Below are 16,252 nucleotides of genomic sequence, written 5' to 3'. Positions count from 1 at the left end.
CGTCGAGGAATGGGCCCGTCGAGGAATGGGCCCGTCGAGGAATGGCGCTGTCGAGGAATGGCGCCGCCGCTTCCCGCCACAGGGCGGACCGCCCCCTAGGCTTCCCCCGGCACCGACCCCGACTCCCAGGAGCGCACCCCGTGTTCGACCCCGCACCGTCGCACCCGTACCCCGACGCCCACCGGCCGGACGAGGCGCCCGCCCCGCACGCACTGCTCACGCCCGTGCTCGGTCTGCTCGGCACCTGGCACGGGCGGGGCGAGGGCGGGTACCCGACGCTCGACGGTGACTTCGCGTACGCGCAGGACGTCACCTTCAGCCACGACGGGCGCCCCTTCCTGCGCTACGAGGCGCGGGCCTGGCTGCTCGACGCCGATGGCGCGCCGCTGCGTCCTTCGGCCCGCGAGAGCGGCTGGTGGCGGCTGCAGCCCGACGGCCGGATCGAGGCGCTGATCACCCAGCCCACCGGCATCGCGGAGATCGCGGTCGGGCACGCCGCCGACGGCACCGTCGACCTCTCCACCTGCGAGGTGGCGTGCACCCCCACCGCCAAGGAGGTCGACGCCACCCGCCGCCGCTACACCCTGACCGACGACGACACCCTCACCTTCGTCCACGACCTCGCGGCGGTCGGCAGGCCGCTGCAGCACCACCTCTCGGCACGGCTCCGGCGCACGGCGTAGGACGCCCGCGGGAGCGGGGCGGGGCGCTCGGACGGTCCCCCTGGAGAGATCAAAGTGACAAGGGGTTACCATATGAGCGCCGCCTAGCTCGAAAGATAAACCTGTGACTGTCAATGAGGACTCGTTCACCAATTGGAAAAACCGCGAGGAGATCGCGGAGTCGATGATCCCGATCATCGGGAAGCTGCACCGTGAGCGGGACGTGACGATCCTGCTGCACAGCCGCTCCTTGGTGAACAAGTCGGTGGTCAGCATCCTGAAGACGCACCGATTCGCCCGGCAGATAGCCGGTGAGGAACTTTCGATCACCGAGACGCTGCCGTTCCTGCAGGCTCTCACCACGCTCGATCTCGGCCCGTCCCAGATCGACATCGGCATGCTCGCCGCGACGTACAAGGCCGACGACCGCGGTCTGACGGTGGCGGAATTCACCGCCGAGGCCGTCGCCGGTGCCACGGGCGCCAACAAGATCGAGCGCCAGGACGGCCGCGACGTCGTCCTCTACGGCTTCGGCCGCATCGGCCGCCTCGTCGCCCGCCTGCTCATCGAGAAGGCCGGCTCCGGAAACGGCCTGCGCCTGCGCGCCATCGTCGTCCGCGGTGGCGGCGACCAGGACCTCGTCAAGCGCGCCTCGCTGCTGCGCCGCGACTCCATCCACGGCCAGTTCCAGGGCACGATCACCGTTGACGAGGCGAACAGCACGATCGTCGCCAACGGCAACACCATCAAGGTGATCTACGCGAACGACCCGTCCGAGGTCGACTACACGGCGTACGGCATCAAGGACGCCATCCTCATCGACAACACGGGCAAGTGGCGCGACCGCGAGGGTCTCTCCAAGCACCTGCGCCCCGGCATCGAGAAGGTCGTCCTGACCGCCCCGGGCAAGGGCGACGTCCCGAACATCGTGCACGGCGTCAATCACGACACGATCAAGCCGGACGAGCAGATCCTGTCCTGCGCCTCCTGCACCACCAACGCGATCGTCCCGCCGCTGAAGGCCATGGACGACGAGTACGGCGTGCTGCGCGGCCACGTGGAGACCGTCCACTCGTTCACCAACGACCAGAACCTCCTGGACAACTACCACAAGGCCGACCGCCGCGGCCGCTCCGCGCCGCTCAACATGGTCATCACGGAGACCGGTGCCGCGTCCGCCGTCGCCAAGGCGCTGCCCGACCTCAAGGCGCCGATCACCGGCAGCTCGATCCGCGTCCCCGTCCCGGACGTCTCGATCGCCATCCTGAGCCTGCGCCTGGGCCGCGAGACCAGCCGCGACGAGGTCCTGGACTACCTCCGCGACGTCTCGCTGCACTCGCCGCTCAAGCGTCAGATCGACTTCACCACCGCTCCCGACGCCGTCTCCATGGACTTCGTCGGCTCGCGCCACTCCTCGATCGTCGACGCGGGCGCCACCAAGGTCGACGGCGACAACGCGATCCTCTACCTCTGGTACGACAACGAGTTCGGCTACTCGTGCCAGGTCATCCGGGTCGTCCAGCACGTCTCCGGGGTGGAGTACCCGACCTACCCGGCCACGGCGGTCTGATCCTTCGCACAGCCCGACCGGTCCGGTGTCCCGCGCGGCGGGGCACCGGACCGTCGTCGTTCAGGAATTCAGGCATTCAGGCGTTCAGGCGTTCAGCAGATCCCGGACGCCGACCGGCAGCCCCGTCGCGAACGACTCGTTCGCGGCGAGCCCGGTGGCCAGGGAGCGCGCCCCGTCCCCCGCGTCCGCCGCGCGCCCCAGCGGGTCCGTGTCGCCGGGTGAGCGCTCGCCGAAGAGATCGGCCGGCATGCGTACGTCACCGCCGCCGTGCCCGCCCTCGCCCGTGGGCACCCGCACCTCGCGCGGCTCCTCCCAGAAGCGGCGCACCAGGAGCTGGGTGCGCCCGGCCTCGTCGCCGACCGCCGCGCCGTGCATCACCGGGCTCGCGCCGTCGGTCCGTGCGTCGAAGCGGGTCCGGGTGGACTCCTCGACGAGCGGTTCGACGCGTCCCGCGCTGCCGTTGAAGGCGATGCGGTAGCCCTCCCAGGGCGCGTACGCGGTGAGGTGGTACGTCAGGGTCGCGCCGGAGGCGTAGCGCACGAGCACCGCCATGTCGTCGTCGATGCTCACGCCGGGGCCGAACACGTTCTGGTCGCGGTGGTAGCCGTCCGCCGCCTCCGCGTCCAGGTACAGGGCGGTCAGCGCGGGTGAGTCGGCGAGGCGGACGGCGAAGGGGCCGCCCTCGGCGGCGGGCGATCCGTGGGCGCGGGTGTAGTCGCGGGCCAGGCCGCGCCGCTGGCCCGCCTCGTCGCCGTAGAAGAAGAGCCCGCCCTGCGCGTACACGGTCTCGGGCTCGGTGCCGCGCCACCAGTTGACCAGGTCGAAGTGGTGGGTGGCCTTGTGCACCGTCAGGCCGCCGGAGTTGGCCCTGTCGCGGTGCCGGCGGCGGAAGTAGTCCGCGCCGTGCCGCAGATCGAGCAGCCACTCGAAGTGCACCGAGCCGATGTCGCCGATCTCGCCGCCCGCGAGCAGCTCGCGCACGGCCGAATGCGCCGGGTTGTAGCGGTAGTTGAAGGCGACGCGGACCTCGCGGCCGGTGCGGCGCCGGGCGTCGAGGATGCGACGGGCGCGGTCGGCGCTCGTGGTCATCGGCTTCTCGGTGACCACGTCGCAGCCCGCTTCGAGGGCCCGGACGATGTAGTGGTCGTGCAGGTGGTCGACGGTGCACACCACGACGAGGTCGATCCGCTCGCGGCGCAGCGTCTCCTCGAAGTCCTCGGCGGCGTACGCCGGTACGGGCGGGCGGCCGGGATGGTCGGCCGCGATCCAGCCGTTGTGGACGGCCATGCGGAATCCGTTCGCGGGATGGATTTCTGCGGGGGGATTTCGGCGGGCGGGGTGCGGATGGATGTCGCCTGCCGCCCCCTGAGGCTGACACTCCGGATCGCCTGCTGTCCACATTTTGATTCGTTTCATTTCTTGCTGCCGGGGGTCTAGTCCTGACAATCGCGCCGTGCCTAGTGTCGCCCTCGGCGCAAGCGCTTTCTACTTCCGTACACAGCCGTCCACCGCCGTACACAGCCGTCCACCGCCGTCCACCGCCGTACGAGGAGACCCATGTCCTCCACCCCCACTCGCCTGCGGGCCGCCGTCGTCGGCACCGGCGGCATCGTCACCGGCAGCCATCTGCCCGCCCTGCGGGCCCATGCCGACCGGATCGAGCTGCGAGCTGCCGTCGATGTCGACCCCGCCCGGCTCGACGCGTTCCGCACGCGGGCCCGCGAGTCGGGCCCGGACGTCGAGGGGTACGCCGACCTCGACGCGATGCTCGACGCGGTCCGCCCCGACGTGGTCCTGATCGGCACCCCGCCGTCGCTGCACCGGGCACAGACCGTCGCTGCGCTGAAGGCGGGCGCCTGGGTGCTGTGCGAGAAGCCGCTGTGCCTCTCGCTCGCCGAGTACGACGAGATCGCCGCCGCCGAGGAGGCCTCGGGAGCGTACGCGTCGGTGGTCTTCCAGCATCGCTACGGCTCGGGCGCCGTCCACGCCCGCCAGTTGATCGCGAGCGGCGAGCTCGGCGCCCCACGGGTCGCGCACTGCCAGACCACCTGGCACCGCGACAGCGACTACTACGCGGTGCCGTGGCGCGGCCGCTGGGAGAGCGAGGGCGGCGGCCCCACGATGGGGCACGGCATCCACCAGTTCGACCTGCTCCTTCATCTCCTCGGCGACTGGACCGAGATACGCGCCATGGCGGCCCGCCTCGTCCACGCCACCGAGAGCGAGGACGTCTCGACCGCCCTCGTGCGGTTCGAGAGCAGCGCGCTCGCCACCGTCGTCAACAGCGTCCTCTCGCCGGACGAGGTCAGCCGCATCCGCGTCGACTGCGCGGACGCGACCGTCGAACTCACCCATCTGTACGGGTACTCCAACGACGACTGGGTCTACACCCCGGCCCCGCACGTGGCCGCCGCACGCGCGGACACCTGGCGCACGCCCGACGCCGACGTGCCCAGCTCGCACGCCGCCCAACTGGGCGCCTTCCTCGACGCGTACGAGCAAAGCGTACGGCCGCCGGGCAGCGGACCCGAAGCCCGGCGCACCCTCGAATTCGCCGCCGCGCTCTACAAGTCGGCGTTCACCCGACTGCCGGTGCGCGCGGGCGAGATCGCCGACGGCGACCCCTACTACCCGGCCATGCACGGCGGCCACCCCGACTGGAGCCCCCAGCGATGACGATTCAGGTCACCCACACCCACGGCGAGCGGATCACGGTCAGGGCCGGCGACATCGAACTGCTCAGCTACGTCTATGCTCCCGACCCGGACGCCTTCGAGGCCCGCAAGCCCTGCATCCACCCCCTGCGCACCCTCGCCGGGCACCAGGTCTCCGGCTACCGTCCGAACGACCACCGCTGGCACAAGGGCCTCCAGATGACCGCGAGCCATCTGTCGGGGCAGAACTTCTGGGGAGGCAACTGCTATGTCCACGGCGAGGGTTATCTCGCGCTGCCGGACCGGGTCGGATCCATGCGGCACGACGGCTTCCCCGTCCTCGACGTCGAGGCGGACCGGCTGAGCCTCGCCGAGGACCTCACCTGGATCGAGAACGGCGGCCAGGAGTGGGCCAGGGAGCGGCGCGGCATCACGGTTCACTTGGTCGACGAGGAAGCCGGTTCGTACGCCGTCGACTGGTCGATCCGGCTCACCAACACCCGTGCCGAACCTCTGCACTTCGGCTCGCCGACCACGGCCGGCCGTGAGATGGCCGGATACACGGGTCTGCAGTGGCGCGGACCGCGCGACTTCACCGGCTGCGCGGTCTTCGGCCCCGGCGACGAGAAGGACGCGGGCGAGCTGATGGGCACCCAGGGCCCCTGGCTCGCCTTCACCGCCGAGCACGACGACGTCGACGCGCACTCCACACTCGTCTTCGCGCACGCCCCCGGGAACCTCGACGCGATCCATGCGTCGCACTGGTTCGTGCGCTCCGAACCCATCCCCACCGTCGCCTTCTCCTGGGCATTCTTCGAGGAGTTCGAGCTGGCACCCGGCGCGTCCTTCGACTACCGCTACCGCGTCGTGGTCGCGGACGGCGCCTGGGACCGCGACCGCGTCGCGACGCACCTGAAGGGACTGTCATGGTGAGCCTCCCGCACCCGCTGCCCGGAGCCGTCGGGCTCTCGCACCTCAGCGCCTACGCATGGGAGGCCGCCGACGGCGTCTGCGGTGGCAGCCCCCACCTGCACCTGGTGTGCACGGAGGCCTACGTCGTCACCGGCGGCCGCGGCGCCGTCCAGACGCTCAGCCCCGACGGCTACCGCGACGTGCCCCTGGAGGCGGGCTCGGTCGCCTGGTTCACGCCGGGGACCGTGCACCGCATGGTGCAGGGCGGGGATCTGCGGATCACCGTGCTGATGCAGAACAGCGGCCTGCCCGAGGCCGGGGACGCGGTCTTCACCTTCCCGCCCGACGTGCTCGCCGACCCCGAGCGGTACGCCGCGGCGGCACGGCTCCCCGCGAAGTCCGGCCCGGAGACGGAGGCCGCCGCACGCAAACGCCGCGACCTGGCCGTCGAGGGATATCTGCCGCTGCGCGATGCGCTCAGGGCCGGGGACAACGGACCCTACCTGGAGTTCCAGGAGGCCGCGGCCCGGCTCGTGAGAGACAAGGTGCCCACGTGGCGTGAGCTGTGGCAGGCGGGCGCGCTGGCCACGGCCGAGCGCACCGGCGCGCAGCTCGACGCGCTCGAGGCGGGCAGCCCGGACTACCTCGCCGCCTCGGATTCGTACGACACCGCTCCTTCACGGCGCGGCGGTTACGGCATGTGCGGCCGACGCGACGAGTACGAACTGCCGGGCACCACGCTCCCGTACCACGGCGAGTAACCGCACCCGTCACCAGAAGCGCCCGTCAAGAACCAGAGAGGGGAGGCGTCATCGGCATGCCGGAAAACGGGACGAAGTGGTCCTGCGTGACGGTCGCGGTGCTCACGCTCAGTGCGCTGCTCACCGGCTGCGGCGGCTCGGACGAATCGAGCGGCGGTGGCCGGGCCGTGCTGCGCTACACCTGGTGGGGCAACCCCGACCGGGCGGCCCGCACCCAGGAAGCCGTCGCGCTGTTCGAGAAGGAACACCCCGGAGTCGAGGTGCAGACGTCCTTCGCCGGATATGAGGCGTACAAGCAGAAGCTCGCCACCCAGGCGGCGGGCGGCGACGCCCCCGACGTGATGCAGCTCGACTACCGGCAGATCGACCAGTACGCGATCCCGCAGGGCCGCGGCACCGAGACCGTCGTGTACGACTCCGAGCAGTGGAAGGCGGCGGGCGTGCCGCTCCCGCGCAAGGGTTGGACCTGGGGTGAATGGGCGTACGTCATGCGGGAGTTGGCGAAGAAGACCGGGAAGCCGGGCTCCGTGGACCCCGGCCAGAGCGAGGACTGCTTCGAGGTCTGGCTGCGCGGCCGGGGCAAGTCGCTCTACACCAAGGACCGCGGGCTCGGCTTCACGGCCGCCGATCTGACGCGCTGGTGGACCTTCACCGACGAGCTGCGCCGCGCGGGCGCGGTGTCGTCCGCCGAGCAGACCACCCAGCTCGACGGCTCGGTGGAGAATCAGCCGCTGGCCCGCGGCAACGCGATCTCCGACTTCAACTGGGACGCGCCCGCCAGCGGCTACACGCCGATCGTCGGCGAAGGCCTGACACTCGCCCCGATGCCGTCGGGCACGGGCGGCACCCCAGGCCAGTACTTCAAACCCTCGATGTTCATGGGCGCCGCCGACAGCACCGAACATCCCAAGGAGGCCGCCCAGTTCATCGACTTCATGATCAATGACGAGCAGGCGGCGGCGATCCTGGGCGCCTCCCGCGGCATCCCCGTAAACGAGCCGATCCGCGAGGACATCGGCCCCGAGCTGAAGGACTTCGACAAGACCGTCGCCGACTACCAGGACTCCCTCGACGGCACCCTCAAAGCCCTGCCGAAGGCCCCGCCCACCGGCGACAACTCCCTGCAGACCACCTTCCAGCGCGACTACGACCAGGTGTCGTTCGAGCAGATGACACCCCGCGAGGCCGCCGAGGACTTCATCACCGAGGCGAAGGCGGAGCTGAGGTCATGACCACCACCGACATACCGGCGAAGGCCGCTCGCTCTCGCCCTCACCGCCATCGACGTACGCGATGGCCGGAGACGTACGCGATGTCCAGGACGTATGAGATGTCCAGGACGTACGCGATGGCTAATAGCCCCCGATCGGTGCCGCGGCGTGGCTGACGGGCACCGTGTGTGTGATCCAGGAGGGGCCGACGAGGAGGTGGAGCATGAAGGAGGTCGGTTCCGGGAGGTAGTTGGGGATGCCGTCGCGCAGCGCGAGGCCGCTCTGGAGGTGGGTGCTGGGGGCGATGGCCAGGGTGCTGCCCGCGAAGGGGGCGACGATGGGGCGGTGCACGTGCCCGGCCAGCACGCGGGCCACGTTGCCGTGCCGGGCGAGCACCCGGCCCAGCTCCTCGCCGTCGTCGAGACGCATCCCGTCGAGGAACGGGATGCCGATCGCGATCGGCGGATGGTGCAGGCAGACGATGGCCGGAGTCGACTGACGGCGGGCCAGGACGCCGTCGAGCCAGTCGAGTTGCGCGGCCCCGAGGCGTCCGCCTCCTGAGCGGGGCACCTTCGAGTTCAGGACGACGAGCGTGAACTCGGGGAAATCCACTGTGTAGTTGGCCTTGCCGCCCTCACCGACGAACCGCGTTCCGGTGAACTCGTCCAGGAGCGCCTTGGGTTCGTCGTGATTGCCCGCCACCAGGTGCAGGGGGAGCGGAAACCGGCGGATCAGCTCGTGCAGGGTCCGGTACTCCTCCGGACTGCCCTGATCCACCAGATCGCCGGTGATCACCACGCAGTCCGGCCGGGGGTCGAGCGCGAGGACCCGGCCGAGCGCCCGGCTCAGGCCCCTGGCGGGATCACCCGCCAGGGGGCCGGTCGTGAGGTGCGGATCACTGAGATGCGCGATGGCTGTCGTCGTCGTCATCCTTGAACGTTCCAACGCCGTTGCGGGTGAGGTCAATCGGTGATCGCCGGCTTGAGTACGTCCTCGCACCATTGACGGAAGGTGGTGGGCGCGGTTTCGGGGGTGCTGGGTGAGGTGGCGCCGTAGTAGCCCTGGTCGTTCAGGGAATCCGTCATGTCGGCCAGTCCCTGTGCCCAGGCCTCGCTCGCCCCGAAGCGCACCATCGTCGCCTTGTAGTCCGCGCTGGTGGTCTGTTGCGTGTTCACCGGACGGCCGATGACCTCGGAGAGGACCTGCGCCATGGCCTCGGGGGACAGGTCGTCGGGTCCGACCAGGGGGACGTCGGCCTGCCCGGTCCAGGAGGTGTCGAGCAGCAGCCGGGCCGCCGCGGCGGCGATGTCGCGCGTGGCGCAGGTGCGCAGGACGCGGTCCCGCGCCGGCGCCATGCGGAGCGTTCCCGTCGCGCGGATCGACTCGGCCTGGCCCAGCAGGTTCTCCATCAGGAACGGCGGGCACAGCGCCCGGTAGTGCGCGCCCATGGCCGCTATCGCCTCGTCCGCGGCGAGCGACGCCGAGATCTGCCCGGCGTTCTTCGCCACGCCGCGGCCCAGGGTCGAGACGCCGACGACCCGCGCGACACCCTGGCGCCCGATCACCTCGCGCAGCGGCTCGGTGAAGTCGCGGAAGTGGCCCTCGACGCTGTCTGCGTGAGGCGTCGGAGGCACCAGCCAGAACAGGCGGTCGGCGCCCGCGCACGCCTCCTTCAGGACGGCAGGGTCGGCATGCGATCCCCGTACGACGTCGACGCGCTCGCGCACCCGCGCGGAGAGCCGGGCCGGGTCGCGGGCGATCACCCGGATCCGCGGGGTGCCGTCGGGGGAGTCGAGGAGACGGTCGAGGACCTGTCGGCCGATCCGGCCGGTCGGGGTGGTGATGACGATCATGAACAACTCCCATAGGGATACGTTGAGTTGGAGGTGGCAGGTGGTGATGGAGGAGGCTTCGCCGGATGTCGTCGAGCCTGCTGCGTCACGCGCCCGAACTGAAGGACCGATCCGCTCCCGCTTGTTACCCTCAGGGCAATACCGACCGGAGGGGGAGAGCGTGGAGTCCCGCCCGCTGAGCTACTTCGTCGCCGTCGCCGAGGAGCTCAACTTCGCCCGCGCCGCCGAACGCCTCGGCATCTCCCCGCCACCCCTGTCCCGCGCGATCCGCCGCCTGGAGACGGACCTCGGCGTCACCCTCTTCGAGCGGACCACCCACAGCGTGACGCTGACCCCGGCCGGAACGGTGCTGCTCACCGAGGCGAGGATCGCCCTGGACGCCTTGCGGGCCGCGGGGCGCCGGGCGCAGCGCGCGGCCTCTCCGGAGCCGAAGCTGGTCCTGGCCGTCAAGGCCGACGGGGACGCGGGACTCCTGGAGCCGATCCTGACGCGTCACGCGTCGTCCGATCCCGCGGCCGCGCCCGTCGCCGTCCGGCTCTGCGCCTGGCACGAACAGCCGCGGCTCCTGCGCCAGGGGGAAGCCGATGCGGCCCTGGTGCACGAGCCCTTCGACCGCACCGGCCTGGACAGCGAGGCACTGGTCGCCGAACCGCGTGTCGTGGCACTCGCCGCCACGCACCCGCTCGCCGGCAAGGACCACGTGGCACTCGCCGATCTCGGCCTGCGCCCCGGCGATGTGCACCGCTTCATCGACGAGACCCGCGGCCGGGGCCACGACCTCGCCCAACTCCTCACGCTCGTTGGCCTCGGCGACGTCACCCCCTTGTTCCCCGTCTCGGTGGCCGACCGCTACCCACGCCCCGGTGTCGTCTACCGTCCGGTCACGGACGCACCGCCCGCGGTCCTCGCCATCGCCTGGCCGCAGCAGTCCCGCTCGACGGACGTGGCGGCACTCGTCCGCGCCGCCATGTCCGTGGCGGAGGCGGGGCAGGGGTGAGGGCGGTTTCGCGGGCGGGCCTGCGCAGGGACGGGCTCTGTCATGACCGCTGCGGTATAACCGGCGCATGATCTACCACGCCGTGCCGCTCAGCGACTGGAGCGCCCTTCCCGACCGCCCGTACGCCCCCGCATCGCTCGCGGAGGAAGGGTTCGTCCACTGCTCCCCTGACGACGCGACAACTCTCGCCGTCGTCAACGCCTTCTACCGGAACGCGCCGAGGCCGCTGCTGGTGCTGTGCCTCGACGAAGACCGCCTCACCGCCCGGGTGGAGCGCGAGGCGGCGGCCCCCGCCCCACCACCCGGCGTCGCCGAAGGCACCCTGTTTCCCCACGTGTTCGGGCCCGTCAACCGCGACGCCGTCGAGCGGATCCTGGAGGTCGAGTGGGACGAGGAGGGCTTGGCGAGCGGGTTGCGGCAGGGGGCCTGACCCGCGTGGCCAGGAGGGCGCCGGACGTCACCGGGCCAGCAGATCCCGCAGGGCTTTGGTGATGTCGGCGGGGGCTTCCTCCGCCATGAAGTGGCCGCACGAGACGGTGGAGTGGCGCAGATCGGCCGCCCACGCTCCCCACAGCGCGGCCGCCTCGAAGCCGAGTGCCGCGCCCCAGTCCTGCTGGAGGACCGTCACGGGCATGGTCAGGCGGTTGCCCGCCGCGCGGTCGGCCCGGTCGTGGTCGACATCGACGCCCGCGGAAGCGCGGTAGTCCGCGACGATGGAGGGCACGGCGTCGCGGCAGGCCCGCAGATACGCGGCGCGGATCTCGCCCGGGACGGCCTCGGGGTCATCGGCCCACACGTCGAGGAAATGGCCGAAGAACTCGTCGGCGCTGGCGGCGATCATCTTCTCCGGCAGGCCGGGCGGCTGGGCCATGAGGTACAGGTGAAAGCCGACGGCCGCCGTCGTGCCGTGCAGGGCCTCCCACATGTCGAGCGTCGGCAGCACGTCGAGGCAGGCGAGATGGGTGATCGCGTCCGGATGGTCGAGACCGGCACGGAAGGCCACCAGCGCTCCCCGGTCGTGACCGGCCAGGGCGAAGCGGTCGTGCCCGAGGCTCTTGGCCAGGGCGACGATGTCGCGGGCCATGGTCCGCTTGGAGTACGTGTCGGGGCCCTCCTCCACGGGCTTGTCGCTGTCGCCGTAGCCGCGCAGATCGGGGCAGACGACGGTGTGGTCGGCGGCGAGGTCGGCGGCGACATGGCGCCACATCAGGTGCGTCTGGGGGAAGCCGTGCAGCAGGACGACCGGCGGTCCCGAGCCGCCGACGGCCGCGGTGAGGGTGACGCCGTCGGCCACCGGCACGCGGTGGCGGTCGAATCCGTCGATGGTGGGTTCCATGGCTGCGCTCATTTCGATGCGGAGGGATCTCGCCGGTCGGCGTTCCCGGATGTGGCCCGGTCACGCGATGAGTCAAGGCTGCGGGGCCTCGATGAGCAGCCGATGAACGCGCTGTACGTTGAGGCCGGCGGGCGGGGCGATGAGCGGCGGTACGGAAGGACGGGCGGCGACGTGCACGTGGACTTCGGGGTGCTCGGCCCCGTCGCTGCCTGGGACGAGGCCGGCGCCGCCGTCCCGCTCAAGGGGCTCAGGCACCGGGCGGTCCTCGCCCGGCTGATCGTGGCCCGGCGGCGCGTCGTCCCGGTCGCCCGCCTGGTGGAAGACCTGTGGGAGGAGCCCCCGGCGGACGCGGTCGGCACGATCAGGACGTTCGTCGCCGGTCTGCGCCGCTCGATCGAGCCGGACCGCCCGCCCAGGGCCCCGGCCCGCCTGCTCGTCACCGAGGGGCCCGGATACGCGCTGCGGGCCGCTCCCGAGGACGTCGACGCCTGGCGGTTCGAGAAGGACGTCGAGTCCGCCGCCGACCTCCCGCCCGCGCAGCTCGTGGCGAGGCTCACCGACGCCCTCGCGACCTGGCGCGGTCCCGCCTACGCCGACTTCGCGGACGAGCCGTGGGCCCGCGCGGAACGCTCCCGTCTCACCGAGCTGCGCCTGTACGCCGTCGAGCGCCGCGCCGAGGGCAAGATCGCGCTTGGCGCGGCCGCCGAGGCCGTGCCGGACCTCGACGCCCATGTCGCCGACCACCCGTGGCGCGAGGACGCCTGGCACCTGCTCGCGACGGCCCTGTACCGGTCGGGACGCCAGGCCGACGCGCTGTCCGTGGTCCGCCGCGCACGGCGGCTGCTCGGCGAACACCTCGGGGTGGACCCCGGCCCGCGGCTGCGCCGCCTCGAAGCGGACATGCTGCGCCAGGAGGACCATCTGGACCCGGGCCCCGGCGGGACGGCGGCCCAGGTCTGGGCCCTCGCGGCAGCGGCGTACGAGAACGCGGTGCCCTCGCGGGCCCGGACGCGCCTGGAGTCCACGGCCGGCCTGATGCGGGACCTGGCGGTGACCGGAGGCGGCGGCCTCGAGGCCGCCCGGCGCCACCGGGTGGCGGCCGTGGCGGCCGCGGAGCAACTGGGCGACCCGGAGCTGACGGCGCGCGTCATCGGCATCTACGACGTACCGGCGATCTGGACGCGCTCGGACGACCCCGAACAGGCCGCGTGGCTGGTCGGCGCCGCCGAACGCACCTTGCGGCTGCTGCCTGCCGAACGGCACGAGGCGGTACGCGGACGGCTGCTCGCCACGATCGCCGTCGAGACCCGCGGCACGCTCCCCGGCGAGCAGGGCGCATCGGGCACACACGCCCGTGCTCTGCAGGCCGCACGGCAGGCGGAGCGGATCGCGCGGGACCTCGGCGACGCGTCCCTGCTTGCCTTCGCACTGAACGGCGTGTTCATGCAGACGTTCCAGCGGGCGGGCCTCGCCGCACGGCGCGACGCGATCGGCGCCGAGGTGGTGTCCCTGGCCGAACAGAACAGCCTCGTCACCTACGAGGTGCTCGGCCACCTCATCCGCCTCCAAGCACGCTCCGCGCTCGCCGACTTCGCCGGAGCCGACCGGCACGCGCAGGCGGCGGACCGGCTCGCCGAGCGGCACGAACTGCCCCTCGTCGCCGTCTTCACGACGTGGTACCGGGCGCTGCGCACGTCCCTGACGCAGCCGCTGCGGGCGGCGGAGTCCGCGTACGAAGCGGCCGCCGCGACCCTGGTCGGCGCGGGGATGCCGGGGCTGCGGCACGGCCTGCTGCCGCTGGCCCGGCTGAGTCTCTACGTCCGCCACGACGCGACGTCCCGGATCGGCGCGATGGACCCGGAGCTCGACTGGGGGCCCTACGAACCCTGGGTGCGCCCCCTGCTGCTCGCGTCCCGCGGCGATGGGGCGGGCGCCCGTGCCGCACTCCGGGACATCGCCCCACCGCCGCGCGACCTGCTGTTCGAGGAGCTGTGGTGCCTTCTGGCACGGGCCGCCGTGCTCGTCGACGACCGTGCGCTGATGCGTCGCGCCCACACGCAGCTGGAGCCGGCGTCCGCCGAACTGGCGGGCGCAGGAAGCGGATTGATCAGCTGCGGCCCGGTATCGCGGCACCTGGACGCGCTGTCCTCGGCCCTCGTGCGCCCTTAGCGGCTTGCGGCTTTTTTGCGACGCCTCTTTCGAATCGACGGCGCCCACGACCGCGTCCGCCCTACGATCGCCCGCATGCTCCTACACCGGATGTTGCGGACCGTCATGGTCGTCGCCGTGGCCCTCGCCGCCGGCCTCGTCGGGACGGTCGGAGGCGGCACGAGCACGGCGCGGGCCGAGGAGGGAAAGCCGTCCCAGGGGCGGCAGTTGCTCTTCTACAACCACGCCTACGGAGTGCTCGACCGGGAGACCGCGGACGCCATCGAACACTCCGCCTACTTGCGGGAGTTCGCCAACTTCCAGGTCCGCACCACCACCGGCTCCGGCGGGCAGACCTGGACCGGGCGCTATCTGATGGGCCGCGAGACCTACCTCGAACTGTTCGGCGTCGGCGATCTGCCCGGCCAGGACGGCACCTTCGGCTCCGCGGGGATGGGCGTTTCGACCGAGCGGGCGGGCGACCGGGCGACGGTCATGGAACGGCTGCGGGCGCTGGGGGTGACCGAGCCCATCGAATACCGGCAGACGCGTGACTTCGGCGACGGCGTCCCGGTGCCGTGGTTCGACGCCGTGTTCACCACAGATCAGTACGACTCCTTCGGGGCCTGGGGGATGGAGTACCGGCCGGAGTACTTCGCCGACCCGCGCAGCAAGACCGAACCGCCCGACTACCCCGGTGACGTGGGCCGCGAGCGCTATCTGCCCGACGACTACCGCGACCATGAGATGCGTGACGTGACCTCGGTCCGCCTCGCCGCCTCCGCACGCGACGTGGCCAACACGGTGCCGATGCTGCGGGCGGGCGGGTTCGCCGTCCGCGATGCGGGCGACGGCGCCGTCGCGACGCGGGGCGGCGTCACGATCCGCCTCGACGCGGCGCCGCGCGATCGGGCGGGGCTGAAGCAGGTCACGTTCGCGCTCAACGAGCCCGCGGGGAACCGGCACAAGGAGCGGATCGGCCGGTCGACCCTGGTCGTCGGACCGGGGCTCGGCGCCGTGTGGAATTTCGACGCGCCGAAGTAGCGGGCCATGCTGCGGGTGTACTTCACGTCCGAGGACCTGGCGCGGGTGCGGGTCGCCTCGGGTCCCGACTACCTGTGGGAGATCAGCAACAGCGTACAAACCCTCCAACGACGCGACGGCTCAAGGGTGTTCGGCGCGTGGCGGCGGTGGGCGGGACCACGTCTCTCGGAGAGCTGTCGGCTGCTGCCGCCCCTGCTGCCGCCGTACGGCGACTCGCCGGACTTCCTCACCCCCACCCACGGCGCCCGCGACACCCTCCAGGCCGCGGTGGACACCTTGGTGCGCACACCCCGGCCGCGGCTGCGCACCGATCTGACGCGGGTGGCCGCGTCGCGTCGGCTTCCGGGCTGGACGGAGTCGTTGGCGGGCGGCGACAGGGAGGCCCTGCGGAGACTGGGGGAGGCCCTCCACACGTACCATCTGGAGGCGCTCGCGCCCTTCTGGCCGCGCATCCACGCCCATATCGACGCCGACCGCATCATGCGTCTGCACAGTCTCCTCGACGGCGGCACCGACGGACTGCTGGCCGGTCTCGGGCCCCAACTGCGCTGGAACCCACCGGTGTTGGAGGCCGACTACCCCGTGGACCATCAGCTGCGCCTGGACGGCCGTGGCCTCACCCTCCAGCCCTCGTTCTTCTGCTGGCCCACGCCCGTCACGCTCGCCGACGACGAACTGCCGCCCGTCCTCGTGTACCCCATCGACCACGCGATGGACTGGACCCGCCCCGCGCCGCCCGGCCGTGGGGGCGACGACGCGCTCGGGTCGCTCATCGGGCACACACGCGCCGCCGTCCTCAAGGCGGTCCGCACCGGATCGTCCACGGTCGAGCTCGCCCGTCTCCTGTCGGTCACCCACCCCGCCATAAGCCAGCACATGAAGGTGCTGCGCGGGGCGGGTCTGGTGACCACGGTGCGCAGCGCCGGGCGGTCGTTCCATGTGGCGACCGCGGAAGGGCGTGCGCTGGTGCGCAGTTGCGAGCGCGGCGGGGCGTAAGCCTGAGCTTTCATTCCTTGCGGATGGCGTGGGCATGCCAGGACTCTTGCCGGGTTGTTGAACACGCGTCCCCCACCGCGTGGTGTCCCAACAGCGCGCCCCGCGCGG

15 protein-coding genes are annotated in these 16,252 nt (G+C 71.8%); 11 read left to right on the top strand and 4 right to left on the bottom strand.

The features are described from left to right. Positions 1 to 140: 140 nt before the first annotated feature. Positions 141 to 683, top strand: a complete 543-nt coding sequence (locus E2651_RS05520; protein ID WP_209446077.1) for an FABP family protein — start codon at positions 141 to 143, stop codon at positions 681 to 683. A 103-nt stretch (positions 684 to 786) separates the two neighbouring features. Continuing rightward, positions 787 to 2,232, top strand: coding sequence for a glyceraldehyde-3-phosphate dehydrogenase (locus tag E2651_RS05515; protein WP_135329847.1), 1,446 nt, complete (start codon positions 787 to 789; stop codon positions 2,230 to 2,232). Positions 2,233 to 2,316: 84 nt separating this feature from the next. Here the strand turns inward: E2651_RS05515 and E2651_RS05510 are convergent, their stop codons facing one another. Continuing rightward, positions 2,317 to 3,519: a Gfo/Idh/MocA family oxidoreductase gene (locus E2651_RS05510; protein WP_245238587.1), complete on the bottom strand. Its 1,203-nt coding sequence runs from the start codon at positions 3,517 to 3,519 to the stop codon at positions 2,317 to 2,319. Between the two features lie 270 nt (positions 3,520 to 3,789). Between E2651_RS05510 and E2651_RS05505 the strand changes: the two genes are divergently transcribed. The 4 genes from E2651_RS05505 to E2651_RS05490 are packed head-to-tail and all read left to right on the top strand — an operon-like array spanning position 3,790 to position 7,791. Then, the gene (locus E2651_RS05505) at positions 3,790 to 4,908 is read left to right on the top strand and encodes a Gfo/Idh/MocA family oxidoreductase (RefSeq protein ID WP_135329845.1); all 1,119 of its coding nucleotides are present in this window, start codon (positions 3,790 to 3,792) and stop codon (positions 4,906 to 4,908) included. After that, positions 4,905 to 5,819 carry a PmoA family protein gene (locus E2651_RS05500; RefSeq protein ID WP_135329844.1) on the top strand — a complete coding sequence of 305 codons (915 nt, stop codon included), beginning with the start codon at positions 4,905 to 4,907 and terminating at the stop codon, positions 5,817 to 5,819. The genes E2651_RS05505 and E2651_RS05500 overlap by 4 nt, the downstream gene beginning before the upstream one ends. After that, positions 5,813 to 6,559, top strand: coding sequence for a cupin (locus E2651_RS05495; RefSeq protein ID WP_135329843.1), 747 nt, complete (start codon positions 5,813 to 5,815; stop codon positions 6,557 to 6,559). Before E2651_RS05500 ends, E2651_RS05495 begins: the two co-directional genes overlap by 7 nt. Positions 6,560 to 6,615: 56 nt before the next feature. Continuing rightward, entirely contained in the window at positions 6,616 to 7,791 is a 1,176-nt protein-coding gene (locus E2651_RS05490) for an ABC transporter substrate-binding protein (RefSeq protein ID WP_135329842.1), read from the top strand. A gap of 120 nt (positions 7,792 to 7,911) precedes the next feature. On the opposite strand, the gene E2651_RS05485 is transcribed toward E2651_RS05490, so the two are convergent. Beyond that, a complete protein-coding gene (locus E2651_RS05485; protein WP_135329841.1) occupies positions 7,912 to 8,700 on the bottom strand; it encodes a phosphodiesterase in 789 nt (262 codons plus the stop codon). 32 nt (positions 8,701 to 8,732) lie between these two features. After that, positions 8,733 to 9,623 carry an NAD(P)H-binding protein gene (locus E2651_RS05480; RefSeq protein WP_135329840.1) on the bottom strand — a complete coding sequence of 297 codons (891 nt, stop codon included), beginning with the start codon at positions 9,621 to 9,623 and terminating at the stop codon, positions 8,733 to 8,735. 160 nt (positions 9,624 to 9,783) lie between these two features. Here E2651_RS05480 and E2651_RS05475 point away from each other — a divergent pair, with 160 nt between their 5' ends. Together E2651_RS05475 and E2651_RS05470 are read left to right on the top strand one after the other, a co-directional pair. Next, positions 9,784 to 10,620 (top strand): LysR family transcriptional regulator, encoded by an 837-nt coding sequence (locus tag E2651_RS05475; protein ID WP_135329839.1) that lies wholly within the window; start codon positions 9,784 to 9,786, stop codon positions 10,618 to 10,620. Positions 10,621 to 10,687: 67 nt separating this feature from the next. After that, positions 10,688 to 11,050 carry a DUF952 domain-containing protein gene (locus E2651_RS05470; RefSeq protein ID WP_135329838.1) on the top strand — a complete coding sequence of 121 codons (363 nt, stop codon included), beginning with the start codon at positions 10,688 to 10,690 and terminating at the stop codon, positions 11,048 to 11,050. Between the two features lie 27 nt (positions 11,051 to 11,077). Here the strand turns inward: E2651_RS05470 and E2651_RS05465 are convergent, their stop codons facing one another. Beyond that, entirely contained in the window at positions 11,078 to 11,956 is an 879-nt protein-coding gene (locus tag E2651_RS05465) for an alpha/beta hydrolase (protein ID WP_135329837.1), read from the bottom strand. A gap of 171 nt (positions 11,957 to 12,127) precedes the next feature. On the opposite strand from E2651_RS05465, the gene E2651_RS05460 reads away from it, so the two are divergent. The 3 genes from E2651_RS05460 (at position 12,128) to E2651_RS05450 (ending at position 16,144) form a co-directional block, all read left to right on the top strand. Next, positions 12,128 to 14,125, top strand: coding sequence for a BTAD domain-containing putative transcriptional regulator (locus E2651_RS05460; protein WP_135329879.1), 1,998 nt, complete (start codon positions 12,128 to 12,130; stop codon positions 14,123 to 14,125). A 75-nt stretch (positions 14,126 to 14,200) separates the two neighbouring features. Next, entirely contained in the window at positions 14,201 to 15,148 is a 948-nt protein-coding gene (locus E2651_RS05455) for a DUF5829 family protein (protein WP_245238586.1), read from the top strand. 6 nt (positions 15,149 to 15,154) lie between these two features. Continuing rightward, positions 15,155 to 16,144: a helix-turn-helix domain-containing protein gene (locus tag E2651_RS05450; RefSeq protein WP_135329836.1), complete on the top strand. Its 990-nt coding sequence runs from the start codon at positions 15,155 to 15,157 to the stop codon at positions 16,142 to 16,144. Positions 16,145 to 16,252 lie beyond the last annotated feature (108 nt).

Origin of the sequence: Streptomyces sp. MZ04 (assembly GCF_004684775.1) — a bacterium.
Lineage (GTDB): Bacteria > Actinomycetota > Actinomycetes > Streptomycetales > Streptomycetaceae > Streptomyces.
Note: the sequence above shows the minus strand (reverse complement) of the source record. Positions and strands in the feature narration are given on the sequence as shown.